The organism is Streptomyces sp. NRRL S-87 (assembly GCF_000719335.1).
Lineage (GTDB): Bacteria > Actinomycetota > Actinomycetes > Streptomycetales > Streptomycetaceae > Streptomyces.
Genome location: NZ_JOGB01000003.1, coordinates 183,665 through 208,311, shown reverse-complemented (window position 1 = coordinate 208,311; position 24,647 = coordinate 183,665). Strand labels below are relative to the sequence as shown.

Annotated in this window: 19 protein-coding genes; 11 read left to right on the top strand and 8 right to left on the bottom strand. The window is 73.5% G+C overall.

Annotated elements, in window-relative coordinates:
* The first annotated feature begins 14 nt into the window (after positions 1-14).
* The 5 genes from IF43_RS0103115 to IF43_RS0103095 all read left to right on the top strand — a co-directional run bounded on the left by IF43_RS0103115 (position 15) and on the right by IF43_RS0103095 (position 7,007).
* Positions 15-2,039, top strand: a complete 2,025-nt coding sequence (locus tag IF43_RS0103115; RefSeq protein ID WP_030193456.1) for a copper resistance protein CopC — start codon at positions 15-17, stop codon at positions 2,037-2,039.
* Positions 2,040-2,056: 17 nt separating this feature from the next.
* On the top strand, positions 2,057-3,325 hold the full coding sequence (gene efeB / locus IF43_RS0103110; protein ID WP_030193454.1) for an iron uptake transporter deferrochelatase/peroxidase subunit: 1,269 nt from the start codon (positions 2,057-2,059) through the stop codon (positions 3,323-3,325).
* 60 nt (positions 3,326-3,385) lie between these two features.
* A complete protein-coding gene (pheA, locus tag IF43_RS0103105) occupies positions 3,386-4,321 on the top strand; it encodes a prephenate dehydratase (protein WP_030193452.1) in 936 nt (311 codons plus the stop codon).
* Between the two features lie 605 nt (positions 4,322-4,926).
* Complete coding sequence (serS, locus tag IF43_RS0103100; protein ID WP_030193450.1) at positions 4,927-6,204, top strand: serine--tRNA ligase; 1,278 nt, start codon at positions 4,927-4,929, stop codon at positions 6,202-6,204.
* Positions 6,201-7,007, top strand: a complete 807-nt coding sequence (locus IF43_RS0103095) for an HAD family hydrolase (RefSeq protein ID WP_030193447.1) — start codon at positions 6,201-6,203, stop codon at positions 7,005-7,007. Before serS ends, IF43_RS0103095 begins: the two co-directional genes overlap by 4 nt.
* 152 nt (positions 7,008-7,159) lie before the next feature.
* Here IF43_RS0103095 and IF43_RS0103090 read toward each other — a convergent pair whose 3' ends face one another.
* The 5 genes from IF43_RS0103090 to IF43_RS0103070 all read right to left on the bottom strand — a co-directional run bounded on the left by IF43_RS0103090 (position 7,160) and on the right by IF43_RS0103070 (position 11,482).
* Entirely contained in the window at positions 7,160-7,804 is a 645-nt protein-coding gene (locus tag IF43_RS0103090; protein ID WP_030193445.1) for a rhomboid-like protein, read from the bottom strand.
* Positions 7,805-7,928: 124 nt separating this feature from the next.
* Entirely contained in the window at positions 7,929-8,648 is a 720-nt protein-coding gene (locus IF43_RS0103085) for an ABC transporter permease (protein ID WP_030193443.1), read from the bottom strand.
* A gap of 14 nt (positions 8,649-8,662) precedes the next feature.
* Positions 8,663-9,574: an ABC transporter ATP-binding protein gene (locus IF43_RS0103080; protein ID WP_030193441.1), complete on the bottom strand. Its 912-nt coding sequence runs from the start codon at positions 9,572-9,574 to the stop codon at positions 8,663-8,665.
* A complete protein-coding gene (locus IF43_RS0103075) occupies positions 9,571-10,458 on the bottom strand; it encodes an ABC transporter permease (RefSeq protein WP_030193439.1) in 888 nt (295 codons plus the stop codon). The genes IF43_RS0103080 and IF43_RS0103075 overlap by 4 nt, the downstream gene beginning before the upstream one ends.
* Positions 10,448-11,482 carry an ABC transporter ATP-binding protein gene (locus tag IF43_RS0103070; protein ID WP_078909871.1) on the bottom strand — a complete coding sequence of 345 codons (1,035 nt, stop codon included), beginning with the start codon at positions 11,480-11,482 and terminating at the stop codon, positions 10,448-10,450. The genes IF43_RS0103075 and IF43_RS0103070 overlap by 11 nt, the downstream gene beginning before the upstream one ends.
* A gap of 241 nt (positions 11,483-11,723) precedes the next feature.
* Between IF43_RS0103070 and IF43_RS0103065 the strand changes: the two genes are divergently transcribed.
* From IF43_RS0103065 to IF43_RS0103050, 3 genes are all read left to right on the top strand, one after another.
* Positions 11,724-12,551, top strand: a complete 828-nt coding sequence (locus tag IF43_RS0103065) for a M24 family metallopeptidase (protein WP_030193434.1) — start codon at positions 11,724-11,726, stop codon at positions 12,549-12,551.
* A 2-nt stretch (positions 12,552-12,553) separates the two neighbouring features.
* Positions 12,554-14,323 carry an SDR family oxidoreductase gene (locus IF43_RS0103060; RefSeq protein ID WP_030193432.1) on the top strand — a complete coding sequence of 590 codons (1,770 nt, stop codon included), beginning with the start codon at positions 12,554-12,556 and terminating at the stop codon, positions 14,321-14,323.
* 240 nt (positions 14,324-14,563) lie between these two features.
* Positions 14,564-15,520, top strand: a complete 957-nt coding sequence (locus IF43_RS0103050) for a MerR family transcriptional regulator (protein ID WP_030193429.1) — start codon at positions 14,564-14,566, stop codon at positions 15,518-15,520.
* Between the two features lie 128 nt (positions 15,521-15,648).
* Here the strand turns inward: IF43_RS0103050 and IF43_RS0103045 are convergent, their stop codons facing one another.
* Positions 15,649-16,386 carry an aquaporin gene (locus IF43_RS0103045; protein WP_051794590.1) on the bottom strand — a complete coding sequence of 246 codons (738 nt, stop codon included), beginning with the start codon at positions 16,384-16,386 and terminating at the stop codon, positions 15,649-15,651.
* 248 nt (positions 16,387-16,634) lie between these two features.
* Here IF43_RS0103045 and IF43_RS0103040 point away from each other — a divergent pair, with 248 nt between their 5' ends.
* From IF43_RS0103040 to IF43_RS0103030, 3 genes are all read left to right on the top strand, one after another.
* The gene (locus IF43_RS0103040; protein WP_030193425.1) at positions 16,635-17,174 is read left to right on the top strand and encodes an RNA 2'-phosphotransferase; all 540 of its coding nucleotides are present in this window, start codon (positions 16,635-16,637) and stop codon (positions 17,172-17,174) included.
* A 66-nt stretch (positions 17,175-17,240) separates the two neighbouring features.
* Positions 17,241-18,143 (top strand): LLM class flavin-dependent oxidoreductase, encoded by a 903-nt coding sequence (locus tag IF43_RS0103035; protein WP_030193423.1) that lies wholly within the window; start codon positions 17,241-17,243, stop codon positions 18,141-18,143.
* 95 nt (positions 18,144-18,238) lie between these two features.
* Positions 18,239-19,099 carry a Cof-type HAD-IIB family hydrolase gene (locus IF43_RS0103030; RefSeq protein WP_051794587.1) on the top strand — a complete coding sequence of 287 codons (861 nt, stop codon included), beginning with the start codon at positions 18,239-18,241 and terminating at the stop codon, positions 19,097-19,099.
* Positions 19,100-19,242: 143 nt separating this feature from the next.
* Here IF43_RS0103030 and IF43_RS0103025 read toward each other — a convergent pair whose 3' ends face one another.
* Both IF43_RS0103025 and cydD read right to left on the bottom strand, forming a co-directional pair.
* Positions 19,243-20,973, bottom strand: coding sequence for a GAF domain-containing sensor histidine kinase (locus IF43_RS0103025; protein ID WP_030193409.1), 1,731 nt, complete (start codon positions 20,971-20,973; stop codon positions 19,243-19,245).
* A gap of 96 nt (positions 20,974-21,069) precedes the next feature.
* Positions 21,070-24,624 (bottom strand): thiol reductant ABC exporter subunit CydD, encoded by a 3,555-nt coding sequence (cydD, locus tag IF43_RS0103020; RefSeq protein WP_234331920.1) that lies wholly within the window; start codon positions 24,622-24,624, stop codon positions 21,070-21,072.
* Between the last annotated feature and the right edge of the window lie 23 nt (positions 24,625-24,647).

Genomic DNA, 24,647 nt, shown 5'->3' with positions numbered 1-24,647 from the left:
GAGGAACCCACGCCATGACGGCCACCGCCCCCCTTCGCGCCCGGCAGCTCCGCCGGCCCGGGCAGCTCCGCCGGCTCCGGCGGCCCGGCCTGCTCCGGCTGCTGCTCGTCGCAGTGGCGCTGCTGGGCTCGCTGTTCGCCACCGCCGGGCCGGCGACGGCGCACGCCGCGCTGACCGGCAGCGACCCGAAGGACGGGGCGGTGGTCGCCACGGCCCCCGCCCAGGTCACCCTCACCTTCTCGGAGGAGGTGGCCCTGGGCGAGGACTCGATCCGCGTCATGGACCCCAGCGGCAGGCGCGCCGACACCGGCGAACTGCGCAACCTGTGCGACGGATCCGTCATCAAGCACGGCGTCGTGCTCCACTCCGGGCTGCCGAACGGCACGTACACCGTGGCCTGGCAGGCGGTCTCCGCCGACAGCCACCCCGTCGCGGGCGCCTTCACGTTCTCCATCGGCGCACCGTCCACGACCTCGGTGGCACTGCCCGAGCGGGAGGCCGGCGGCGGGCCCGTGGGCGTCGCCTACGGCATCGCCCGGTACGCCGCCTACGCGGGCTTCGTGCTCCTCGTCGGCGGATCGGTGTTCGTGCTGCTGTGCTGGCGGCGCGGGGCGGGGCTGCGTCCGGTGCAGCGGGTCGTGCTGACCGGCTGGCTGACGCTCACGGCGGCCACGCTGGCGATGCTGGCGCTGCGGAACCCGTACACGGGCTCGGGCGAGTTCGCCGATGCCTTCGACCTGGCCGGGCTGAAGGCCGTCCTGGAGACCAAGACCGGCGCCTCGCTGGTCTCGCGGCTGCTGCTGCTCGGCGCGGCCGCACTGTTCCTCGCCGTCCTCTTCGGGGCCTTCGCCCGCCGACAGGCAGCCGTGCCGGAGGAGCCCGACGGACCGGAGGAGCCCGACGGACCGGAGGCGGAGCAGCACGCCAAGGAGACGAGCGACCTCACCTTCGGCCTCTCGGTCGGCGGTGCCGTGGTCGCCGGCGGCATCGCGGCCACCTGGGCGCTGGCCGAGCACGCCTCCACCGGGATCCAGCCCGGGATCGCGATGCCCGTCGACATCGCCCACCTGCTGGCCGTGGCCGCCTGGCTGGGCGGGCTCGTGACGCTGGTCGTGGCCCTGTACCGGGTGCCGGACCTCGAGCGGGCCGCGGTACGGCGGTTCTCCCGGATGGCGTTCGTCAGCGTGCTGGTGCTGGCCGCGACCGGGCTGTACCAGTCCTGGCGTCAGCTCGGCAGCTGGTCGGCCCTGACCGGGACGTCGTACGGGCAGCTGCTGATCGTGAAGGTCGGCCTGGTGGCGCTGCTGGTGGGCATCGCCTCGATCTCCCGGCGGTGGACGGCCCGGCTGGCCGAGGTACCCGCGGACGCGGCGGACACCGACGATGTTTCACGTGAAACGTCCGCGGACCTGCCGGAGCAGGCCGCGCCGGAGCCCGAGCCGGTGACGGTTCCCGCCGACCCCGAGCGGGCCGCCCAGCTCGCCCGCCAGCGGGCCGTCCTGGCGACCGCCCGCGAGAAGAAGCGCCGGGACGCGGACCCGCACCGCGCCGGACTGCGCCGCTCGGTGCTGGCCGAGACGACCGTCGCGGTCGTCCTGCTGGCCGTGACCACGATCCTGACCAGCACCGAGCCGGGCCGGGCGGCCGAGCTGGAGGCCGCCGCCGGCGGCGGCACCGGCGCCACGGCCGTGCCCAACCGCCCCATCAAGTTCTCGCTGCCCTTCGACACCGGCGGCGAGGACGGCCGGGGCACCGCCCGCCTGTCCCTGGACCCGGGCCGGACCGGGGTCAACACCCTGCACCTGTGGCTGGAGCGGCCCAACGGCCGCGCGCTGGACGCCCCCGAGGTCAAGGTGGCCTTCACCCTGCCCGCCAAGGACATCGGGCCGCTCCCGCTCGTGCCCGACCACGCCGCGAGCGGACACTGGACGGCGTCCGGCGTCCAGCTCCCGCTCGCCGGCCAGTGGCGCATCGACCTGACCGTGCGCACCTCCGACATCGACCAAGTGACCGTGCAGAAGAACGTGAAGATCGGCTGACCAGCGTGACCGAGAGCATGACCGACATCGAGATCTCCCGGCGGCGGCTGCTGGGCACCGTGGGCGCCGCGGGCGCCGCGGGGCTGGTGGTGGGCGCGGCCGGCGGCGCGCTCGCGGGTCAGGCGCTGTCCGGGGGCGAGGACCCCGCGGGCGGACCCGCCGCGGCCGGAGCACTGGCCTCGCTGGGTGCGACCGAGGTGGCCTTCCACGGCGAGCACCAGGCCGGGATCACCTCCCCGATGCAGGCCAAGGGGCACCTGGTCGCTTTCGACCTGAGGCCGGGCGCCGGCCGCAAGGAGGCCGCGGCCCTGCTGCGCCGCTGGTCGGAGACGGCGCGGCGGCTGATGGCCGGGGAGCCGGCGGGCACCGGGGACACCGGGATCGCCCTGGATGCCGGGCCCTGCTCCCTGACGGTCACCTTCGGCTTCGGCCGGACCTTCTTCGACCGCACGGGGCTGGCCGCCCGCCGCCCCACCGCCCTGGACCCGCTGCCGGACTTCTCGGCCGACGCCCTCGACCCCCGGCGCAGCAACGGCGACCTGTGGGTGCAGATCGGCGCGAACGACGGGCTCGTCGCGTTCCACGCGCTGCGCGCGCTCCAGAAGGACGCCGGGGACGCGGCCGCGGTGCGCTGGCAGATGAACGGCTTCAACCGCTCGCCCGGCGCGACGGGCAAGCCGATGACGGCCCGCAACCTGATGGGCCAGATCGACGGCACGGGCAACCCCAAGCCCTCCGAGCCCGACTTCGACCGCCGGGTGTTCGTCCCCGGCACCGGGCCCGGCCCGGCCGAGCACGCGTGGATGGGCGGTGGCTCGTACGCCGTCGTACGTCGCATCCGGATGCTGCTCGACGACTGGGAGGCGCTCGCCCCCGGCAAGCAGGAGCAGGTGATCGGGCGCCGCAAGTCCGACGGCGCCCCGCTGACGGGCGGCTCGGAGACCACGGAGATGGACCTGAACGCGCTCGGGGCGGACGGCAAGCCGGTCATCCCCGCGAACGCGCACGCCCGGATCTCGGCCCCGGAGCAGAACGGCGGGGCGGCGATGCTGCGCCGGCCGTTCTCGTACCACGACGGGATCAGCCAGGACGGGACGCCCGACGCGGGCCTGTTGTTCGTCTGCTGGCAGGCGGACCCGCTGCGGGGCTTCGTGCCCGTCCAGCGCAAGCTCGACCGCGGGGACGCGCTCTCGGCGTTCGTCCGGCACGAGGCGAGCGGCCTGTACGCGGTGCCGCCCGGCCCGCGCGCCGGGGAGTACGTCGGCCAGCACCTGCTGGAAGCGTGATCGCTTCTCGTTGGGTGAACGGCACCGCGGCCGGACCCTCCGGCGCACTAGGCTGACCGCATGTCGGCCACCCGCTACACCTATCTCGGTCCCGAGGGCACCTTCACGGAGGCCGCCCTGCGCACGCTCCCGGAAGCCGCCACCCGGGAGCTCGTGCCCATGGTGTCGGTGCCCGCCGCGCTCGACGCGGTGCGCAACGGCGAGGCCGCGGCGGCGCTGGTGCCGATCGAGAACTCGGTGGAAGGCGGCGTGACCGCCACGCTCGACGAGCTGGCCTCGGGCGAGCCGCTGATGATCTACCGCGAGGTCCGGCTGCGGATCGCGTTCGCGCTGCTGGTGCGCCCGGGCACGAAGATGTCGGAGATCAAGACGGTGACCGGGCACCCGGTGGCCCAGCCCCAGGTGCGCAACTGGCTGCGGGCGAACCTGCCCGACGCCCTCTGGGAGTCGGCGGCCTCGAACGCCGACGGCGCGCGGCTGGTCCAGGAGGGCCGGTACGACGCCGCCTTCGCCGGCGAGTTCGCGGCGGCCACGTACGGGCTGGTGCCGCTGGTCACCGAGATCCACGACGCGGAGAACGCCGAGACCCGGTTCGTGCTGGTGGGCCGGCCGGCCCGGCCGGCGGCTCCCACCGGGGCGGACAAGACCTCGGTCGTCATCTGGCTCGGTGACGACCACCCGGGCGCGCTGCTCGAGCTCCTGCAGGAGTTCGCGGTCCGCGGCGTGAACCTCATGCTGATCCAGTCCCGGCCGACGGGCGAGGGCATCGGCAACTACTGCTTCGCCGTGGACGCCGAGGGCCACATCTCCGACCGGCGCGTGGGCGAGGCGCTCATGGGTCTGAAGCGGGTCTGCCCGAACGTGCGGTTCCTCGGCTCGTACCCGCGTGCGGGGGTCTCCGCGGCCGAGGTGCGGGCGCCCCGGCCGGGGACGTCGGAGGGTGACTTCACGGCGGCGTCGGACTGGCTGACCCGCTGCCTGGACGGGCGGGCGTAGATCGCGTAGTGCGACGGGACGGACCGGGCGCGGGCCGGCCGTCCTGCCCACAGGGCTGTCCACAAGGTTGTCCACAGAGTTATCCACAGGCGCGCTTCTCTACCTGGGGACAAGTCGACACGCGGGGTGGGCAAGGTCGACAAATCGCTCCCGGCGACGAGGTGGCGTCCCACCCCCCACGAGATGAACGACGTCACCCGCACACCATTGATCAACTCTTTGGAGCGAGCATTTCCCACCCGAATGAGTGTGTGGTGGGGGTTTGAACCAGGATTCCTTCGGCGAGCGAAGCGATGCACAAGGAGCGCCATTCATGTCCACAGCCGATCGATCCAGCCTGTGGATAACGAACCCCTGCCGACCATTCCTGTGGACAACCGGTACGCCGCCGACCGCCCCCCGCAAGGCCTCCGGCAGCCCCGCACCGTCCGCGGAACACCGGATGTGTGCCCCTTTCGGGGAATGACACCTCTTTATCGACTTCCGGCGGGCGAACCGGTTCCGGCCACCATCGATCAGTTTTGCATTTACCGCAATCAGGACATAGCGACACGCAGCGTGATATCGATGTGAGGCGAGGAACCCCAGGCCGGTAGCCTGGAGGGGTGATTGACCTCCGGCTGCTCCGTGAAGACCCTGACCGTGTCCGCGCCTCGCAGCGCGCCCGTGGAGAGGACGTCGAACTCGTCGACAGGCTCCTCTCCGCCGACGAGCGCCGCCGGTCGTCCGGTGTCCGCTTCGACGACCTGCGCAACGAGCAGAAGTCTCTCGGCAAGCTGATCCCCAAGGCCTCCCCGGAGGAGCGCGCCGAGCTCCTCAAGCGCGCCGAGCAGCTGAAGGCCGACGTCAAGGCCGCCGAGGCGGAGCAGAACGAGGCCGACGAGGCCGCGAAGCAGCTGCTGCTCCAGCTCGGCAATATCGTCCACTCCGACGTGCCGGTCGGCGGCGAGGAGGACTTCACCGTCCTCGAGACCCACGGCACCGTCCGCGACTTCGCGGCCGAGGGCTTCGAGCCCAAGGACCACCTGGAGCTCGGCGAGCTCCTCGGCGCCATCGACGTCGAGCGCGGCGCCAAGGTCTCCGGCTCGCGCTTCTACTACCTCACCGGCGTCGGCGCGCTGCTCGAGCTGGCCCTCGTCAACGCCGCGATCGCGCAGGCCACCGAGGCCGGCTTCGTCCCGATGCTGACCCCGGCGCTGGTCCGCCCGCGCGCCATGGAGGGCACCGGCTTCCTCGGCCAGGCCGCGGAGAACGTGTACCACCTGGAGAAGGACGACTACTACCTGGTCGGCACCTCCGAGGTCCCGCTCGCCGCGTACCACATGGACGAGATCATCGAGGCCGAGAAGCTGCCGCTGCGCTACGCCGGCTTCTCCCCGTGCTTCCGCCGCGAGGCCGGCACGTACGGCAAGGACACCCGCGGCATCTTCCGCGTCCACCAGTTCGACAAGGTCGAGATGTTCTCGTACGTCGCTCCGGAGGACGCCGAGGCCGAGCACGCCCGCCTGCTCGCCTGGGAGAAGCAGTGGCTGAACTCCCTCGAGCTGCCCTTCCAGGTCATCGACGTCGCCACCGGCGACCTCGGTGCCTCCGCCTCCCGCAAGTTCGACTGCGAGGCGTGGATCCCGACCCAGGGCAAGTACCGCGAGCTGACCTCCGCCTCCAACTGCGACGGCTTCCAGGCCCGCCGCCTGTCGGTGCGCATGCGCGACGGCAAGAAGGTGCAGCCGCTGGCCACCCTCAACGGCACCCTGTGCGCCGTCCCGCGCACGATCGTCGCGCTGCTGGAGAACCACCAGCAGGCCGACGGCTCCGTGCGGGTGCCCGAGGTGCTGCGTCCCTACCTCGGCGGCCGTGAGTTCCTGGAGCCGGTCTCCAAGTGAGCTTCCCGTACCGGCTGATCGCGACCGACCTCGACGGCACGCTGCTGCGGGCCGACGAATCGATCTCCGAGCGGACGCGCGAAGCGCTCGCCGCGGCCACCGCGGCGGGCGCGGCGCACATCGTGGTCACCGGCCGTGCGGTGCCCTGGACCCGCCACATCCTCGACGACCTCGACTACGACGGCCTCGCGGTGTGCGGCCAGGGCGCGCAGCTGTACGACGCCGGCGCGCACCGGCTGCTCACGTCGGTGACGCTGGACCGGCAGCTCGCCGGGCTCGCGCTCAACAAGATCGAGGCGGAGCTCGGGCCGCTGCTCGTGGCCGCCAGCCGCGACGGCTTGGACGGCGAGGTGCTGGTCGGCCCCGGATACCAGGTGCAGGAGGGGCCGCTGCCGTACGTGTTCCTGAAGGACACGGCGGAGGTGTGGGCGGCCCCGCTCACCAAGCTCTACATCCAGCACCCGGACCTCGACGACGACGCACTGGCGACCACGGCCCGGCAGGCCGTCGGCGCGCTGGTCGACGTGGTCATGGCGGGTCCGGGCGTGGTGGAGATCCTCCCGCTCGGGCTCAGCAAGGCCACCGGGCTGTCGCTGGCCGCGCGGCGGCTCGGCGTGAAGAAGCACGAGGCCATCGCGTTCGGCGACATGCCGAACGACATCCCGATGTTCGGCTGGGCCGCGCACGGGGTGGCCATGGCCAACGCCCATCGGGAACTGAAGGCCGTGGCCGACGAGGTGACCACCTCGAACGAGGCGGACGGCATCGCGGTGGTGCTGGAACGCCTGCTCGGCGCGGCCTGAGCAGCTGCCGGGAGAGCGGTCCGGGACGGCCCGCGCCGCGGGGCGCGCTCGAAGCGGCCGCCCCGGACCGGTGGAACTCTCCGCGCCTCCACTCTGCCCCCCGTCCCCTCCGGACACCATCGAATTTTCTCGAACACACGCACGGACGCGGGTCAGTTGCGGTACGGGTGGGGGTGCTCGGGGTGGCGGGTGAGGGGCCAGGACAGCAGGCCGATGGCCAGGGCGATGGCATGGCCGAGGTCGGTGAAGGTGGCACCGGTGGCGAGCGGGATGCCGAAGAACGCGACCGCGCCCGCGAGGTAGAGCCAGCGCCAGGGGCCCGGCAGGCGGTACGTCAGGACGCCGACGGCGGCGGCGAGTCCGTAGCTCACGCCGATGTCGACGACGTGCACCATGCTGCGCGGGGCGCGGTGGTCCCGGATCGCCAGGAAGACGGCGTTCTGGCTGGCCAGGGTCGCCACGACGTGCGCCGTGGCCACGATGACGAACCAGCGCACGGTGCCCAGCCAGCGCTCCACCGGGGCGTGGAAGACCTCGAAGAGGGCCGCGTAGAGCAGCAGGGACGCCGGGCTCTCGATCCAGAAGGCGCTGGCCACCAGCGATCTCACCGGGTGCTGCACCAGTTCGTGGATGTTGCTGCTGTTGCGGTGCAGCAGCAGGTGCTCGGTCCGGTCGGGGACGATCACCACGACGAGGCTGGTGATCGCGATGATCGCCAGCCAGGCGTGCGTGCCGGGCGAGGACCGGATCCACGACCGCACGGGCCGGGACGGTTCGGGTCCGGAGGCGAGCGTCATGACCCGATCATCACTCCGGATCCTGCCCGCCGCCCGACGCACCCCCCTTCCCGAGCCGTCGTCCACCGCGACGCGAGGAGGGGCCCGCCGCACCGGCGGGCCCCTCCTCATCGGTTCCGGAGTCTCACTCCTCGCCGGCGAGGGTCAGCCGGCGCAGCTTCTGGCCGGCGTACCAGGTGGCGACGACCGTGACCGCGGCCAGCAGGACGGTGGCCGTGGGCAGGCCGACGGCGGAGTCCACCACGCCCGGCCCGGTGACCTTCTCGGCCAGGGCCAGGGACCACTGCTGGACGCTCAGGGTCTTGGCCCCGTCCACCAGCGACCCGAAGAGGGACTCCCAGACGAGGGCGTAGACCAGGCCGAACACCACCGCGTGCCGGCTGACGGTGCCGAACAGCAGGAACAGCGCGCTGTACGCGATCGAGGCGACCAGGGCGGCGACGGTGTAGGCGACCGCGATCTGCTGCCCGTTGCCGTTCAGGATGTAGCCGGCGATCAGGGTGGGGACGGCGGAGAAGACCATCGTGACGGCGACGGCGACGAACAGCTTGGTGACGATGATCGTCGGGCGCTTCACCGGCTTGGCGAGCAGGTAGACGATCGAGCCGTCGTCGATCTCGGGGCCGATGGCGCCGGTGCCGGCGATGACGCCGATCAGCGGGACCATCGTGGCCAGGGCGAAGCCGCCGAGCAGGCCGGAGGCGGTGGCGTCGTCGGCCCCGTCGAGCAGCCGGACGGCGACCGCGAGGACGATCAGCAGGGCCGGCAGCGCGAAGAGGATCAGTGCGCGGCGTCGGCCGAGCAGGGCCCGGTAGGTGAGCCGGGCGACGGTGGGGTTGTACATCGGTGCCAGCTCCTTCAGGCCGCTACGAGGTAGGAGAAGACCGACTCGAGGGACTCGTCGGAGGGCGAGACCGTCAGGAGCCGGATGCCGTGCGCACGGGCCACCTGCGGCAGCAGCGCGGTGAACCGGCCGAAGTCGACCGCCTGGATGCGCAGCGCGCCCTCCTTGTGGTCGACCTCGATGCCGGCCGTGGAGGGGTCGGCGATCAGGGCGGCGGCGAGCGCGCGGTCGTCCGACGAGCGCACCAGGTAGCGGTGCGGGCGGTCCGTCATGAGGCGGCGGATCCGGCGGAAGTCGCCGGAGGCCGCGTGCCGGCCGGCCACGATCACCTCGATGTGCGAGGCGAGCTGCTCGACCTCCTCCAGGATGTGGGAGGAGAACAGGACGGTGCGGCCTTCGGCGCCCATCCGCCGCAGCAGCTCCATCAGCTGCATGCGCTGGCGCGGGTCCATGCCGTTGAACGGCTCGTCGAGCAGCAGCACCGACGGGTCGTGGACCAGGGCGGAGGCCATCTTGACGCGCTGGCGCATGCCCTTGGAGTACGTGCCGATCTTGCGGTCCTGGGCGTACTCCATCTCGACGGTGGCCAGGGCCCGCTGCGCGGCGCGCTCGTCGAGCCCGTGCAGTTCGGCGTTGGCGACGACGAACTCGCGGCCGGTCAGGAAGTCGTACATCGCCTCGCGCTCGGGCACGACGCCGATGTGCTGGTAGACCTGCTCGTTGCCCCAGATCGGGGTGCCGTCGAGGGTGACCGTGCCGGTGGAGGGCGCCAGGAAGCCGCCCATCATGTTGATCAGGGTGGACTTGCCGGCGCCGTTGGGGCCGAGCAGGCCGGTCACACCGGGGCCGATGCTCATCGTGACGTCGTTGACGGCCACGACGTTGCCGAACCAGCGCGAGGCGTGCTCGATGTCGATGGTGGTCACAGTCCGGCCTTCCGGTAGCGGGCCATCAGGACGCCGTACGATCCGGCGATCACGCCGAGGGCGGCGAGCAGGTAGACGAGGCCGACGCCCGTGGAGGGGACCACCTCGCCCGGGAAGGTCGACTTGGCGCCGAGGAAGGCCGACTGGAAGCCGCTGACCAGGGTCATCGGGGAGAACAGACCGAGCCACTCGATCGCGCCGTCGGCCCCGGTCTCGTTGGCGATGACCTGCACGGTCGAGACCGCGCCGAACGGGATGACCAGCACCGCGATGACGGCGGCGACGCCGAACCCGCGGCGGGGCGTCAGGGCGGCCATCACCAGGCCGATGCCCGCGAAGAGGAGGGAGAGCAGCAGCACCGAGACCAGTCCCTGTGCGAACCCCTTGGTCTGGGTCGCGAAGTCGAATTTGGCCAGCAGGGAGCCGATGTACATGATCAGCAGCGGCGCCGCCGTGAGGATGAACAGCGCCGACGCCATCGCCCCGTACTTGGCCAGGACGTAGTCGACGCGCTCGATGGGCCGCGAGAAGTACAGCGGCACGGTCCGGAAGCGCAGGTCCCGGGAGACCGTCTGGGGCGCCTGCGAGGCCAGGTAGAGGCCGATGACCATCTGCAGGAGCATGGCGTAGTTCGGGTACTCGATCGGCAGGTCGGTCGATCCCGGAACCGCGATGGCGACGGCGACGATGATGGCCGCGGGGACGCACATGATGCCGAACAGCAGCATCGGCAGCACCTTGGACTTGGCCGAGCGGCCCAGGCCGTACGCCCCGCGCAGCGACTGCGCGTAGAGCGAGCGGCGGGCGTACGCGCGGCCGAGGCGGGCTCCCTCGTAGGAGCGGTAGCCGATGTTGTGGATCTGGGTGGCGGTCTCAGGCGCCATGGCTCCCGGCTCCCTTCTGGACGAAGTCCTGCTGCGGCTGGGCGAAGCCCGGGTGCTGCGGGGACTGCTGCTGGGGGTACTGCTGGGGCTGCTGCTGGAAGACCTCGGCGATCTGGTGGCGGCGCTGCTCCATGCGGACCAGGCCCAGGCCCAGCCCGGCGACGGCGTCGCGGACCAGGTCGTACGTCGCGTCGCCGGTGGCCTCGACGAGGAGGATGTGGCCGGCGCCGGGCAGACCCTGCTCCCCGCCCTCGTGGAGGGTGGCGCCGGCGGCGGCCAGGGCCTCGCGCAGGGCGCGGGTGCCGTCGGGGTGCGCGTCGGAGTCGGTGACCTCGACCGCGAGGGTGGTGGTGGTCTGCGTGAAGTCGCTGGTCGAGCTGGAGCGCAGCAGGCGGCCGCCGTCGACCACCACGACGTGGTCGCAGGTGCGTTCCAGCTCGCCGAGGAGGTGCGAGGTGACCAGGACCGAGATGCCGAAGTCGGTGTAGACCCGGCGGATCAGGCCGAGCATCTCGTCGCGGCCGACCGGGTCCAGGCCGTTGGTGGGCTCGTCGAGGAGCACCAGCTTCGGGTCGTGGACCAGCGCCTGGGCGAGCTTGACGCGCTGCTTCATGCCGGTGGAGTAGCCACCGATGGGGCGGTAGCGCTCCTCGTACAGCCCCACGTGGCGCAGGGTGTCCGCGGTGCGCTCGCGCGCCGCGGTCGGGGGGAGCCCGGACATGCGCGCCATGTGGACGACGAACTCGGTGGCCGAGACGTCGGGCGGCAGGCAGTCGTGCTCGGGCATGTAGCCGACGCGTTCGCGGATGGCGCCGCCCTGCGTGGCGACGTCCAGTCCGAGCACGGCGGCACGGCCCTCGGTGGCCGGGGAGAGGCCGAGGAGAATCTTGATCAGCGTGGACTTGCCGGCCCCGTTCGCACCGACGAGGCCGGTCACGCCGGGGCCGATGTCCAGGGAGAGCCGGTCAAGGGCGGTCACTCCGGTGTACCGCTTGCTCAGGCTTTCGGTCGCGATGACAGTCACGGTTTCGAAGGTAGTGGCGGGCGATGTCGCCGTCGTCACTCTGGAGCGCGGTCCCCGTCTCAGCCTTGGGTCGTACACCGAACGCGGTCATCCGGGACGTAAGGGCTACCCCGAACGGGCAGCGGCGCCACCGAAAGGTTTTCCACAGGACTGCTCACGGGCCTTGACGTGATCTCCAGGCATTGTCACATTCATCAATGGCAACTTTCGGGCACGTTACGGCTACCGGGACGGGGCTGGCATGGCAGGGGACGATCTTCGCGGGTTCAGGGAAGTCCAGCGGCTCGCGTACGAGTGCGCCGAGGCGGTGGCGGCACAGCTGAAGCCGGGCGTCACGGAGCGGGAGGCCGCGCGCATGCAGCGCGCGTGGCTGCGGGCCCGCGGGGTCACCGACTGGTTCCACCTGCCCTTCGCCTGGTTCGGCGACCGCACGGCGTTCACCGGGTTCAAGATCCCCCTGCAGTTCTTCCCGACCGACCGGCGGCTGGAGCCGGGTATGCCCTTCATCCTCGACATGGCCCCCGTCTACAAGGGCCACACCGCGGACATCGGCTACTCCGGCTCGCTCGGCCTCAACCCCGTGCAGGACCGCCTCATGGACGACCTGCGGGCGCACCGCGAGCTGATCCTCGCCGAGGTCCGCGAGCGCCGGCCGCTGCGCGAGATCTACGAGGACGTCGACCGGCTCATGGTGAAGCAGGGGTACGCGAACCGGCACCGGGCCTACCCCTTCGGCGTGATCGCGCACAAGGTGGACCGGGTCAAGGAGCGCCGCTGGGCGCCGACCGCCTTCGGCTTCGGCACCCGGGCCCTCAGGGGGCTCGCCTCGGACGCGCTGCACGGGCACCGCGAGGGCTGGTCGCCGCTGTGGAGCCCGTACCGGTTCTCCGACCACCCTCCCCGGCCCGGGCTGTGGGCGGTCGAGCCGCACCTGGGATTCCGGGGCACCGGCGCGAAGTTCGAGGAGCTCCTGGTCGTCACGGACTCCAGGGACCCCGAGGAAAGTGCGTTCTGGCTGGACGACGACCTGCCGCACGTGCGGCGCTGGGCAGAGGAGAAGGCAGCGTGAGCATGACGGTCCTCAAGGGCGCGCGCGAGCGCCGGGTGCACACCGGCGGGGTCGAGCTGTGCGTGGCGGAGCTCGGCGACACCGCGCGGCCCACGGTGGTGCTGGTCCACGGGTACCCGGACAGCAAGGAGGTGTGGTCGGAGGTCGCCGGGCGGCTGGCCGACCGCTACCACGTGGTGCTGTACGACGTGCGCGGGCACGGCCGCTCCAGCGCACCGGTGCCGCTGCGCGGCGGGTTCACGCTGGAGAAGCTGACGGACGACTTCCTCGCCGTCATCGACGCGGTCAGCCCGGACCGGCCGGTGCACCTGGTGGGCCACGACTGGGGCTCCGTACAGGCCTGGGAGTTCGCCACCGTCAAGCGGACCGAGGGCCGGATCGCCTCCTTCACCTCGATGTCCGGCCCCTCCCTGGACCACTTCGGGCACTGGATCAAGAAGCGGATGTCCCGTCCCACCCCGCGCCGGGCCGCCCAGCTGCTCGGCCAGGGGGCCAAGTCCTGGTACGTCTACATGCTCCACACCCCCGTGCTGCCGGAGCTCGCCTGGCGCGGTCCGCTCGGCAAGCGGTGGCCGAAGGTCCTGCAGCGCATGGAGAAGGTGCCGGCCGACGGCTACCCGACCGCCTCGCTCCCCTCCGACGCGGCGCACGGAGCGTGGCTGTACCGGGACAACGTACGGGCGCGGCTGCGCCGCCCCCGCGCGGACGCGTACGCGCACGCCCCGGTCCAGCTGATCACCCCGACCGGGGACGCCTTCCTGTCGGAGCGGCTGTACGACGACCTGGAGCTGTGGGCACCGAGCCTGGTGCGCCGCACGCTCCCGGCCAAGCACTGGATCCCGCGCACCCGGCCGGACCAGCTGGCCGCGTGGATCGGCGAGTTCGCCGCCGCCCAGGAGGACCGCGGGCCGGCCACCGCGCCCGCGCCGGCCGGCGCCGGGCGGTACGCCGACCGGTTCGGCGGCCGACTCGTCCTGGTGACCGGCGCGGCCAGCGGCATCGGGCGGGCCACGGCCTTCGCGTTCGCCGAGGCCGGGGCGCGCGTGGTGGCCGTGGACCGGGACGCCGACGGCGCGGCGCGCACCGCGGAGCTGGCCCGGCTGGTCGGTGCCCCGCAGGCCTGGGCCGAGGCCGTGGACGTCAGCGACGAGCCGGCGATGGAGAAGCTCGCGGCCAAGGTCGCCGCCGAGTACGGGATCGTGGACGTGCTCGTGAACAACGCGGGCGTCGGACTGTCGGGCTCCTTCCTCGACACCACGTCCGAGGACTGGAAGAAGGTCCTCGACGTCAACCTGTGGGGCGTCATCCACGGCTGCCGGGTCTTCGGCCGGCAGATGGCCGAACGCGGCCAGGGCGGACACATCGTCAACACCGCCTCGGCCGCCGCCTACCTCCCCTCGAAGACGCTGCCCGCGTACAGCACGTCGAAGGCGGCGGTACTGATGCTCAGCGAGTGCCTGCGCGCCGAGCTCGCCTCGAAGTCCATCGGCGTGTCCGCGATATGCCCCGGCATCGTCAACACGAACATCACCGCCACCGCCCGGTTCGCCGGCGTCGACGCCGCGGAGGAGAAGCGCCGCCAGCAGAAGTCCCAGCGCCTGTACGGGCTGCGCAACTTCCCGCCGGAGAAGGTCGCCGACGCGATCCTGGAGGCCGTCGTGAAGAACCGGGCCGTGGTGCCGGTGACGCCCGAGTCCCGCGGCGCGCTGTGGATGTCCCGCTTCACGCCCCGGGCCCTGCGCGCCCTCGCCCGCTGGGAGCCGAGGCTGTGAGCCGGGCCGGGGCCGGGCGGCCGACCCTCCCGGCCGGGCGCCGGCCCCGCCCGGGACGGTCGGCCGCGCGCACCGGGCGCGGCACGGCCATACCCGCCTCAATCCGCCGGTCGTACCATCCCTCGCAGGAGGGCTCGCCGCGCGGAGCGGTCGAGTACCTGGCGGCCCCACCGGCCGCCCGGACCGCGGCGGACGAGGCCGGCGCGGCCGGCCGGGCGGCGATGTCGTAGGGAGTGCGTTGTGTCCGAGCAGGCGGTGGCCGAGTACCGGATCGAGGATCTGGCCCACCACAGCGGCGCGACGGTGCGCACGATCCGGGCGTACCAGGACCGCGGTCTGCTGCCGAAGCCGGAGCGGCGCGGGCGCTCCAACGTGTACCGCGACACGCACCTGGCCCGGCTGCGGCAGATCGCCGACCTGCTCGACCGCGGCTACACCCTGGCCTCCATCAAGGAGCTGCTGGAGGCGTGGGACGCGGGGCGCGGGCTGGGCGGCGTCCTCGGCCTGGTCGCCGAGGTGCACGGTCCCTGGACGGACGAGGAGGCCGCCCGGATCTCCCGCGCGGAGCTGAACGCGCGGTTCGGCGGGCGGCCCGACGAGCGTGCGGTGGACGAAGCGGTGGAGCTCGGGGTGCTCGAGCGGCTGCCGGGGCGCGAGGACGAGTTCCTCGTCCCCAGCCCGCAGGAGCTGGCAGTGGCGGCCGAGCTGTACGCGGCCGGGGTGCCGCTGGACGCCGTCACCGGGCACCTGCGCGAGCTGCGGGCGCAGGTGGAGTCGATCGCCGCCCGGTTCCTGGAGTTCACCACGGAGCACGTCTTCGCCCGCTACCTCGGCTCGACCCCGCCCACCGACGCGGACGCGGCCGAGGCGGCGGCGCTGGTACGGCGGCTGCGGCCGCTGGCCCAGCAGACCGTGGACGCGGAACTGGCCCGGGCGATGCGACTGCAGGCCACCCGGCACCTGCAGCAGCACCTGACGGCCGCCGGGACGGCGGTGGTGCCGGCCGGGCCGGTGCCGGTGGCACTGCCCGGGGCGACGGTGCGGGCGGTGCAGGAACTGGTGGGGCCGGCTCACGTGGCGGCCTTCGTCCGGGCCGCGACGGAGCGGGAGCTCCAGGCCCGGACGATGAACGAGCTGGCCTCACGGGTCGTGCACGCCCCTGAAGGGAACGGAACGACCACCCTTCCGGGTGAATGACAAACTCACAGGTTTACCCACAGGGGATGCCGTGACTGCTTGAGCATTCGACGACAATTACCGCCAAACAGGCTGTGGATAAGCATCCCCTCGCTGTGGAGAACGACCGGACTCCACCGGCGCAGGCGTCAACTCGCGGCGCGGAACGGGGTGTTGATGGAGGTGACCTGCGCCTCCCGGGCCCGCGTCGGCCCGTACAGCACCACCGACAGCACGATCCCGAGCACGCCGCCGGCCAACTGCGCCGCGACGAACCCCGGCAGCGAGACGGGCGCGATCCCGGCGAAGGAGTCGCTGAAGGCCCGGCCCACCGTCCCCGCGGGGTTGGCGAACGAGCCGGAGGACGTGAACCAGATCGCCGCGGCGATGTACGCGGCCACCGCCGCCGGCACCAGTCGGGCGCGGCCGATGCGCCCGAGCCCCTGGATCACCAGCACGAGCCCGGCCGTGGCCACGACCTCGCCGACCAGCAGATGCCCGCCCGCCCGCACCTGGGTGGCGAAGACGCCGGGCTCCCGGCCGAACATGGCCTCCGCCAACACCGCGCCGGAGATCGCGCCGGCCGTCTGCGCGACCACGTACGCCAGGCCCCCGCGCCAGCCGATGCCGTCGCCGCCGGAGCGCCCGTCCCACCAGGCGACGAGCGTGACCACGGGGTTGAGGTGGGCCCCCGACAGCGGCCCCAGCAGGGTGACGAGCAGCCCCAGGCCGATCGCCGAGGCGAGCGAGTTGGCCAGCAGGGCCACTGCGGTGTCGCGGCTGAGCGCGGAGGCCTGGATGCCGGAGCCGATCACGACCGCCACCAGGGCGGCGGTCCCCGTGAACTCGGCGGCGATCCGGCGTGGCAGCGGAGCGGTTGCGGACATGGGTGTTCCCCCTTCGGGCGGCGGGACCGCGTCGGGACGCGGCGGATCACGGTGGATCGGAGCGCGGGATGCCGAGGCGCGTCCTCGGCGGAACCGGGGACGCGCCGTCAGGACCGGAGAGGGTCGACGGAGCCGGGCGGCAACGGAAAATATATTTCGTATCTTGGAAGTCGACTAGGGGGGTCCCCCACGAAGGAACCGGCGAAAAGGACGTGCCGCGTGGCCCTTCGGCCCGGCACGCTGGGTCCATGGACGAACGCCGCACCGTCAAGGTCTCGAAATACGTCTCGAAACACCTGCGCCACCAGCCGGAACGCATCGGACTGGCGCTCGACCCACAGGGCTGGGTGGAGATCGACGACCTCCTGGCGGCCGCCGCCGCGCACGGCTTCCCCCTCACCCGGGCCGAGCTCGACCACGTGGTCGCCGCCAACGACAAGCAGCGCTTCGCCGTCGAGGGCACCCGCATCCGTGCCAACCAGGGCCACACGGTGGCGGTGGACCTCGGCCTCCCGGAGGCCGAGCCGCCGGCGTACCTCTACCACGGCACGGTGCCCGCGGTGCTGGCCGCGATCCGGACGGAGGGCCTGCGCCCCATGGCCCGCCACCACGTGCACCTCTCGGCGGACCGCGAGACCGCGACGCGCGTGGGCGCCCGCCGGGGCCGCCCGGTGGTGCTGGGCGTCGACGCCGGGGCCATGCGGGCGGCCGGGCACGTCTTCCGGATCAGCGCCAACGGGGTGTGGCTGGTGGACGCGGTACCGCCGCAGTTCCTGCGCTTCCCCTGAGCTCCTGCGGCCCCGGGCCCCCCGGGACCGAAAGGATCGAGCCACCGACCACGTACGCTCGACAGCATGCGTTTGAGTACCGTGATCCTTCCCGTCCAGCGCTGGCACGCGGGTGGCCGCGAAAAGTGGCAGCACGCCGAGGCCCTCGGCTTCCACGCCGCCTACACCTACGACCACCTCTCCTGGCGCGTGCCGTTCCGGGACGGACCGTGGTTCGGCGCGATCCCGACGCTGACGGCCGCCGCGGCCGCCACCTCCCGGCTCCGCCTGGGCACCCTGGTGACCTCGCCCAACTTCCGCCACCCGGTGACCCTCGCCAAGGAGCTCATCTCCCTCGACGACATCTCCGGCGGCCGGGTCACCCTCGGCATCGGCGCCGGCGGCAACGGCTTCGACGCCACCGCCCTGGGCCAGGAACCCTGGACCCCGCGCGAGCGCGCCGACCGCTTCGGCGAGTTCCTGCCCCTGCTCGACCGGCTGCTCACCGAGGGCGCGGTCAGCCACGAGGGCACGCACTACTCCGCCGTCGAGGCCCGCAACGTCCCCGGCTGCGTACAGCGCCCGCGACTGCCCTTCGCCGTGGCCGCGACCGGCCCGCGCGGACTGCGGCTCGCCGCCCGCCACGGCCAGGCCTGGGTGACCACCGGGGACCCGAAGCTGTTCGAGGACGGCACCCCCGAGCAGTCGGACGAGGCGCTGCGCGGCCAGGCCGAGAAGCTGGAGAAGGCCTGCGCCGACGTCGGCCGGGACCCCCGGGAACTCGACCGGATCCTGCTGACCGGGTTCACCCCGGACCGCTCCCGCCCGCTGGAGTCGGTCGACGCGTTCGTCGACTTCGCCGGCCGCCAGCGGGACCTCGGCTTCACCGAGCTCGTGATCCACTGGCCGATCGCGGACACCCCGTTCGCCGCCGACCAGCCGGTCTTCGAGCGGATCGCCACCGAGGCCCTGGCCCAGCTCGACGCCTGACCGCTCCCCGCGCGGGCGGGGGGGGCCGGCCCCGGTCCCCGCCCGCGCGGTCGGCAGGCGCCGATCCCGGGCCTCCCGCCCGGCCACTCGCCGCCATGGGCGAAGATGGAGCCGTGACCGCAGCCCCCCAGCACCCGACGGCCCCCCGGCTGATCGCCACCGACCTCGACGGCACCCTGCTCCGCGACGACAAGTCCGTCTCCGAGCGCACGATCGCCGCCCTCGCCGCCGCCGAGGCGGCGGGCATCGAGGTCTTCTTCGTCACCGGCCGGCCGGCCCGCTGGATGGACGTCGTCAGCGCCCACGTCCACGGCCACGGCCTCGCGATCTGCGCGAACGGCGCCGCCGTCGTGGACCTGCACGCCGGTGGAAGGATCATCGAGGTGCGGGAACTGCCCCGCCCGACCGCCCTGGACGTGGTGCACGCCCTGCGCGCCGCCGCCCCCGGCACCTCGTTCGCCGTGGAACTGGCCACCGGCATCCACTACGAACCGCACTACCCGCCCTTCTTCCTCGACCCGGGCGCCACCGTGGCCACCGCCGAGAAGCTCCTGCGCACCGACCACAGCGAGGCCCCGGTGCTCAAGCTGCTCGCCCACCACACCGAGCTGGCCCCCGACGAGTTCCTCGCCGTGGCCCGCGCCGCCGCCGGCCGGCACGCCTCCATCACGCGGTCCAGCCCGACCGCCCTGCTGGAGGTCAGCGGCCTGGGCGTCTCCAAGGCGAGCACCCTCGCCCTGTGCTGCGCCGAGCGCGGGATCCGCCCCGAGGAGGTCGTGGCCTTCGGGGACATGCCGAACGACATCGAGATGCTCACCTGGGCCGGCACCTCGTACGCCATGGGCAACGCGCACCCCGACGTCGTCGAGGCCGCCTCCGGGCAGACCCTGGCCAACGAGGAGGACGGCGTGGCGGTCGTCATCGAGCGGCTCGTCGCGCTGGCCGAGGGAGCCTGACGGCCCCGTCGGCGCGGCAGCCCCTCGACACTCCGCCCGGCCCGACCCGCCCTCCGACCCAGGCGGCCGCGTCCTCGGCAGTGCCGGCGGGAGCCGCCCCCCGAAGCGAGCTCACCCCGCCACCGGCCCGCAACCAGCAGCCCTCACCCCGCACCCCTCTCGACCGGCACCTCCCACACCACCCGCGTCCCCCCGCCGTCCGCCCGGATGCCCGCCCCGTACCAGCTGCTCCCGCCCAGCGACTCGGCCCGCCGGCGCAGGTTGCGCAGCCCGCTGCGGCGCCCTCCCTCCGGGATCCCCACCCCGTCGTCGGCCACCTCCAGGCGGACCGCCGGCCGCCCGTCCGCCAGCCTGGCCGCAGCGTCCACCACGACCTCGATGCGTCCCGCCTCCGCGTGCCGGAAGGCGTTCGACAGGGCCTCCCGCAGCGCCGCGATGAGGTTCTTGCCGACCAGCTCGCCGACCACCGTGTCCACCGCACCGAGGAAGCGGTGCGAGGGCTTGAACCCCAGCGGTACGGCCGCCATGTTGATCTCCCTCAACACGCGGGTCCGCAGCCCCGAGGGCGCCTCGGCCGGCCCCTGCTGGAGCGCGAAGATCGCGGTGCGGATCTCCTGGATCGTCACGTCCAGCTCGTCGACGGCCTTGCCGACCCCGTCCTGCACCTCCGGGACGACCGACCGGCGCTGGGCGCCCTCCAGCATCATCCCGGTGGCGAACAGCCGCTGGATCACGAGGTCGTGCAGGTCCCGCGCGATCCGGTCGCGGTCCTCGAAGACCGCCAACCGCTCCCGGTCCCGCTGCGCCTCGGCCATCATCAGCGCGAGCGCCGCCTGGGACGCGAACTGCGTGGCCAGCGTGCGCTCCGCCTCCGTGAAGGGCCGCCGCCCGCGGGCCCGCGGGGTGACCAGGGCGCCGAGCACGCGGCCGCCGCTCTGCAGCGGCAGCATCATGCAGGGCCCGTACTCACTGGCGAGCTTGGTGATCATGCGGGGATCGCCGGCCGCGTCCTCCACCACCACCGGCCGGCCCGCCAGCAGGGCGCGCACCACCGCGCTCTCCTCCGGGACGAGCAGGCCCAACGCCGAGGAGGGCCGCTCGGAGGAGACCGCGACGATCTCCATCCCGCCCTCCTCGGCCGGCAGCATCACGATCCCGGCCGCCGAATCGGCCAGGTGGCGGGCCTGCTCGGCGACCACGGCCAGGGCGTCGTCGGCGTCGCCACCCGACAGCAGGGCCGTGGTGACCGCCACCGACCCGTCGATCCACCGCTCGCGCTGGGTCGCGGCCTCGTAGAGGCGCGCGTTGCCGATGGCGATCCCGGCCTCGGTGGCCAGTACCCGGACCATGTGCAGGTCGTAGTCGTTGAACTGCTCGCCGTCGTGCTTCTCCGCCAGGTAGAGGTTGCCGAAGATCTCGCCCTGGACCCGGATGGGGACGCCGAGGAACGTGCGCATCGGCGGGTGGTGGGGCGGGAACCCGGCCGAGCGCGGGTCGGTGGTGAGGTCGGCCAGCCGGACCGGCTCCGGGTGCTTGATCAGGGCGCCGAGCAGGCCGCGTTGGCCGTCGGGCCGGTGGCCGATGAGCCGGGCGCGCTCGTCGTCGATGCCGTACGTGACGAAGTCCGACAGGCCCGGGCCCTCGACGTCCACGACCCCGATGGCCGCGTACCGGGCGCCGGCCAGCTCGGCCGCGGTCTCGCAGATCCGGTCGAGCGTGGAGTGCAGTTCGAGTCCGGTCCCGACCGAGCGCATGGCCTCCAGCAGCTGCGGCACCCGCGCGGTGAGCTCGGTCGACAGGCCCTGGAGGCTCCGGGTCGCCTGCGCTGCGGCCTCGAGCGGACCGGGGGACTCCTGTGGCTCCTGCACTGACATGACCTTGAGAGTAGTTAGTCCGTTTTGCCGGGGAAAGTCGACCAGACCGGGGTGGGCGTTCCCGCAGTTGCTCGCGCGGGAGCGCCCGCACCTCGACTAGACCGGAGCGGGCGCGCCCGCTCCGCTGCCCCCCAGCAGGGCCTCCGTCCGGCGCTCGCGTTCCAGCATCCGGCGCAGTGGGCCGTCCGCCGCGGCGAGTGCCCCGTACGGTCCGCGCTGCACGATCCGGCCGCCGTCGAGGACGAGCACCTCGTCGACGGCGTCGAGGCCGGCCAGCCGGTGGGTGATCAGCACCGTCGTACGGCCCTCGGTCGCGGCCAGCAGGTCGGCCGTCAGGGCGTCCGCCGTGGCGAGGTCGAGGTGCTCGGCCGGCTCGTCGAGGACGAGTACGGGGAAGTCGGCGAGCAGCGCCCGGGCCAGCGCGAGGCGCTGTCGCTGACCACCGGAGATCCGCTCGCCGTGCTCGCCGACGAGGGTGTCGAGGTCGAGGGGGAGCCGGGCGGCGGCGAGGGCCGCGCGCAGCTCGGCGTCGGTGGCGCCGGTCCTGGCCAGCCGGAGGTTCTCGCGCACGGAGCTGTCGAAGATGTGGGCGTCCTGGGCACACAGGCCCACGAACCGCCGCACCGCGTCGTCGTCGAGGTCCCGCACGTCCGTGCCCCCCAGGGTGTACGCCCCCGTGCAGGTGTCCACGAAGCGGAGCAGGACCTGGGCGAGCGTGGTCTTGCCGGCTCCCGAGGCACCGACGACGGCGATGCGGCGGCCGCGTTCGAGGACGAGGTCGACACCGCGCAGGGCGTCGGCCTCCTGACCGGCGTGGCGGGCGGTGAGCCCGGCGAGGCGGACCGGGAAGGGCGAGGCCGGCGGCGGGACGGGGGATTCCGTACGCACCGGCGCGGGGGAGTCGAGCACCTCGAACACCCGCTCCGCACTGCGCCCCACCCGCTGCCGGTACTGCACGGCGAGGGGCAGCCCGGCGACCGCCTCGAAGGCGGCCAGCGGAGTGAGCACGACGACCGCGAGGGCCACACCGGACAGGCTCCCGGCACGGACCGCGCCGACGCCGACGAGGGCCGCGCAGACCACGGTCAGCCCGCACACGAGGGCGGACAGGCCCGCCCCCAGGCCGGTGGCGGCGGCGCCCCGCCGGGCGATGCCGGTCAGCGTCGTGTCGGCACCGCGCACGCCCGCCTTCCGCTCCTCCAGGGCGCCGGCCACGGTGAGCTCGGCGGTGCCGGCGAGGAGGTCGGCCACCTGGGTGGCGAGTTCGCCGCGGGCGGGGGCCAGCCGCCGCTCCGCCCGACGGGCGAGCGCGCCACCGACCAGGGGCACGCCGACTCCGGCGAGCAGCAGCCCGGCGGCCAGCACGGCGCCGGCCGCGGGCAGGAGCCACGCGGTGAAGCCGACGGACGCGGCGCCGACGAGCACCGCGGTGCCCAGCGGGAGCAGCCAGCGCAGCCAGTAGTCCTGGAGGGCGTCCACGTCGGCCACCAACCGGGAGAGCAGGTCGCCGCGGCGGGTGGCGCGCAGTCCGGCGGGCGCGATGCGCTCCAGCCGGCGGTACACGGAGACGCGCAGGTCGGCGAGCATGCGCAGGACGGCGTCGTGGGAGACCAGCCGCTCCGCATAGCGGAAGACGGCCCGGCCGATACCGAAGGCGCGCGTGGCGGTGACCGCGACCATCAGGTAGAGCACGGGGGGCTGCTCCGAAGCCCTCGAGATCAGCCACCCGGACACGGCCATGAGCCCGACCGCCGACCCGGTGGCCAGACTCCCGAGCCCGAGCGCCGCCCCGAACCGCCCCCAGCGTGCCCGCGACTCCGTCCGGACCCGCGCGAGCACGTGACCCCGCGCGGCGGAGCCGCCGACCGGGACCGCGGAACCCGTACCGGGACCGTCACCCGTACCGGCACCGTCACCCGCACCCGAGTCGGCACCCGCGCCCCTACCCGAACCCGAGCGGTCACCCGAACTCGAACCCGCACCCGAGTCGGCACCCGCACCCGCCCCCGGACCACCCACGTGCACGACGCGGTCGGCGACGGCGAGCAGGGCCGGCCGGTGCACCACCAGCAGCACCGTGCGCCCCGCGGCGAGACGGCGGACCGCCTCGACGACCCCCTCCTCCGTCTCCCCGTCCAGCGCGGCCGTCGGCTCGTCCAGCAGCAGCACCGGCCGGTCGGCCAGGAACGCCCGGGCGAGCGCGAGCCGCTGCCGCTGCCCGGCGGACAGCCCCAGGCCGCCCTCGCCGAGCACCGTCTCCGCCCCGTCCGGCAGCGCGGACACGAACTCCCATGCCCCGGCGTCCCGCAGTGCGGCCTCCACCGCGGAGTGCGGCGCGTCCGGCCGCGCCAGCCGCACGTTCGACGCGACCGTCCCCGCGAACAGGTACGGCCGCTGCGGCACCCACGCGATCCGCGACCGCCATTGCTCGGGCGAGAGCTCCGCCAGATCGGCGCCGCCGATCCGGACCCGGCCGCCCGTCGGCCGTACGAACCCCAGCAGCACGTTCAGCAGCGTGGACTTGCCCGCGCCGCTCGGCCCCGTGAGGGCCACCGTCTCGCCCGGGCGGACGGTCAGCGACACCGGCGCCAGCGCGTCCCCGTCCCGCCCGGGGTACCGGACCGACACGCCCTCGACCCGCAGCTCCGCCCCGTCCGGGACCGGCGCCCCGACCGCGGGAGCCCCCGTCCCGGCCTCCAGCACCTCGAAGATCTCCTCCGCGGCCGCCAGTCCCTCGGCGGCCGCGTGGTACTGGGCGCCGACCTGACGCAGTGGCAGGTACGCCTCCGGGGCCAGGATCAGGATGACCAGACCCGTGTAGAGGTCCAGGTCACCGTGGACCAGCCGCATGCCGATCGTGACGGCCACCAGCGCCACCGACAGCGTCGCCAGCAGCTCCAGCGCGAACGACGACAGGAAGGCGATCCGCAGGGTCCGCAGGGTCGCCCGCCGGTACTCGTCGGTGATCTTGCGGATCGACTCGGCCTGCGCCTTCGCCCGGCCGAACACCTTCAGGGTCGGCAGACCCGCCACCACGTCCAGGAAGTGGCCCGACAGCCGGGACAGCAGCCTCCACTGACGGTCCATCCTGGCCTGCGTGGCCCAGCCGATCAGCACCATGAACACCGGGATCAGCGGCAGGGTCACCACGATGACGGCCGCCGACACCCAGTCCTCGGTGACGATCCGGGCGAGCACCGCCACCGGCACCACCACCGCCAGCCCCAGCTGCGGCAGGTAGCGCGCGAAATAGTCGTCGAGGGCGTCCACGCCCCGGGTGGCCAGTGCCACCAGCGATCCGGTGCGCCGGCCGCTGAGCCAGGCCGGCCCCAGGCCCGTGGCCCGGTCCAGCAGCCGCGCCCGCAGCTCCGACTTCACGGCAGCGCTCGCCCGGTGCGCAGCCAGCTCCGTCAGCCACGACACCAGCGCCCGCCCCACGGCCACCGCGGCGAGCAGGACCAGCGGCGTCCGGAGGGCCGGGACGTCCAGCCCGTGTCGGAAGGCGCCCGTCACGATCTCGGCGATCAGCATCGCCTGGCCGACGACCAGTCCCGCCCCGGCGAGACCGAGGGCCACCACCGCCGCGAGGAACCGTCGCGTGGACCGGGCGTGGCGGAGCAGGCGTGGGTCGATCGGTTTCACGTGAAACATCCCTCTCGGCAGGAAGGGCCGGA

Bases quoted from the DNA above. Each gene is read 5' to 3' on its own strand.
- IF43_RS0103045 (WP_051794590.1), bottom strand. From the start codon at position 16,386: ATGTCCGCAACCGCTCCGCTGCCACGCCGGATCGCCGCCGAGTTCACG.
- IF43_RS0103115 (WP_030193456.1), top strand. From the start codon at position 15: ATGACGGCCACCGCCCCCCTTCGCGCCCGGCAGCTCCGCCGGCCCGGG.
- IF43_RS0103075 (WP_030193439.1), bottom strand. From the start codon at position 10,458: ATGGCGCCTGAGACCGCCACCCAGATCCACAACATCGGCTACCGCTCC.
- IF43_RS0103085 (WP_030193443.1), bottom strand. From the start codon at position 8,648: ATGTACAACCCCACCGTCGCCCGGCTCACCTACCGGGCCCTGCTCGGC.
- IF43_RS0103060 (WP_030193432.1), top strand. From the start codon at position 12,554: ATGACGGTCCTCAAGGGCGCGCGCGAGCGCCGGGTGCACACCGGCGGG.
- IF43_RS0103030 (WP_051794587.1), top strand. From the start codon at position 18,239: ATGGGCGAAGATGGAGCCGTGACCGCAGCCCCCCAGCACCCGACGGCC.
- IF43_RS0103035 (WP_030193423.1), top strand. From the start codon at position 17,241: ATGCGTTTGAGTACCGTGATCCTTCCCGTCCAGCGCTGGCACGCGGGT.
- IF43_RS0103025 (WP_030193409.1), bottom strand. From the start codon at position 20,973: ATGTCAGTGCAGGAGCCACAGGAGTCCCCCGGTCCGCTCGAGGCCGCA.
- IF43_RS0103090 (WP_030193445.1), bottom strand. From the start codon at position 7,804: ATGACGCTCGCCTCCGGACCCGAACCGTCCCGGCCCGTGCGGTCGTGG.
- pheA (WP_030193452.1), top strand. From the start codon at position 3,386: ATGTCGGCCACCCGCTACACCTATCTCGGTCCCGAGGGCACCTTCACG.
- efeB (WP_030193454.1), top strand. From the start codon at position 2,057: ATGACCGACATCGAGATCTCCCGGCGGCGGCTGCTGGGCACCGTGGGC.
- IF43_RS0103040 (WP_030193425.1), top strand. From the start codon at position 16,635: ATGGACGAACGCCGCACCGTCAAGGTCTCGAAATACGTCTCGAAACAC.
- IF43_RS0103065 (WP_030193434.1), top strand. From the start codon at position 11,724: ATGGCAGGGGACGATCTTCGCGGGTTCAGGGAAGTCCAGCGGCTCGCG.
- cydD (WP_234331920.1), bottom strand. From the start codon at position 24,624: ATGTTTCACGTGAAACCGATCGACCCACGCCTGCTCCGCCACGCCCGG.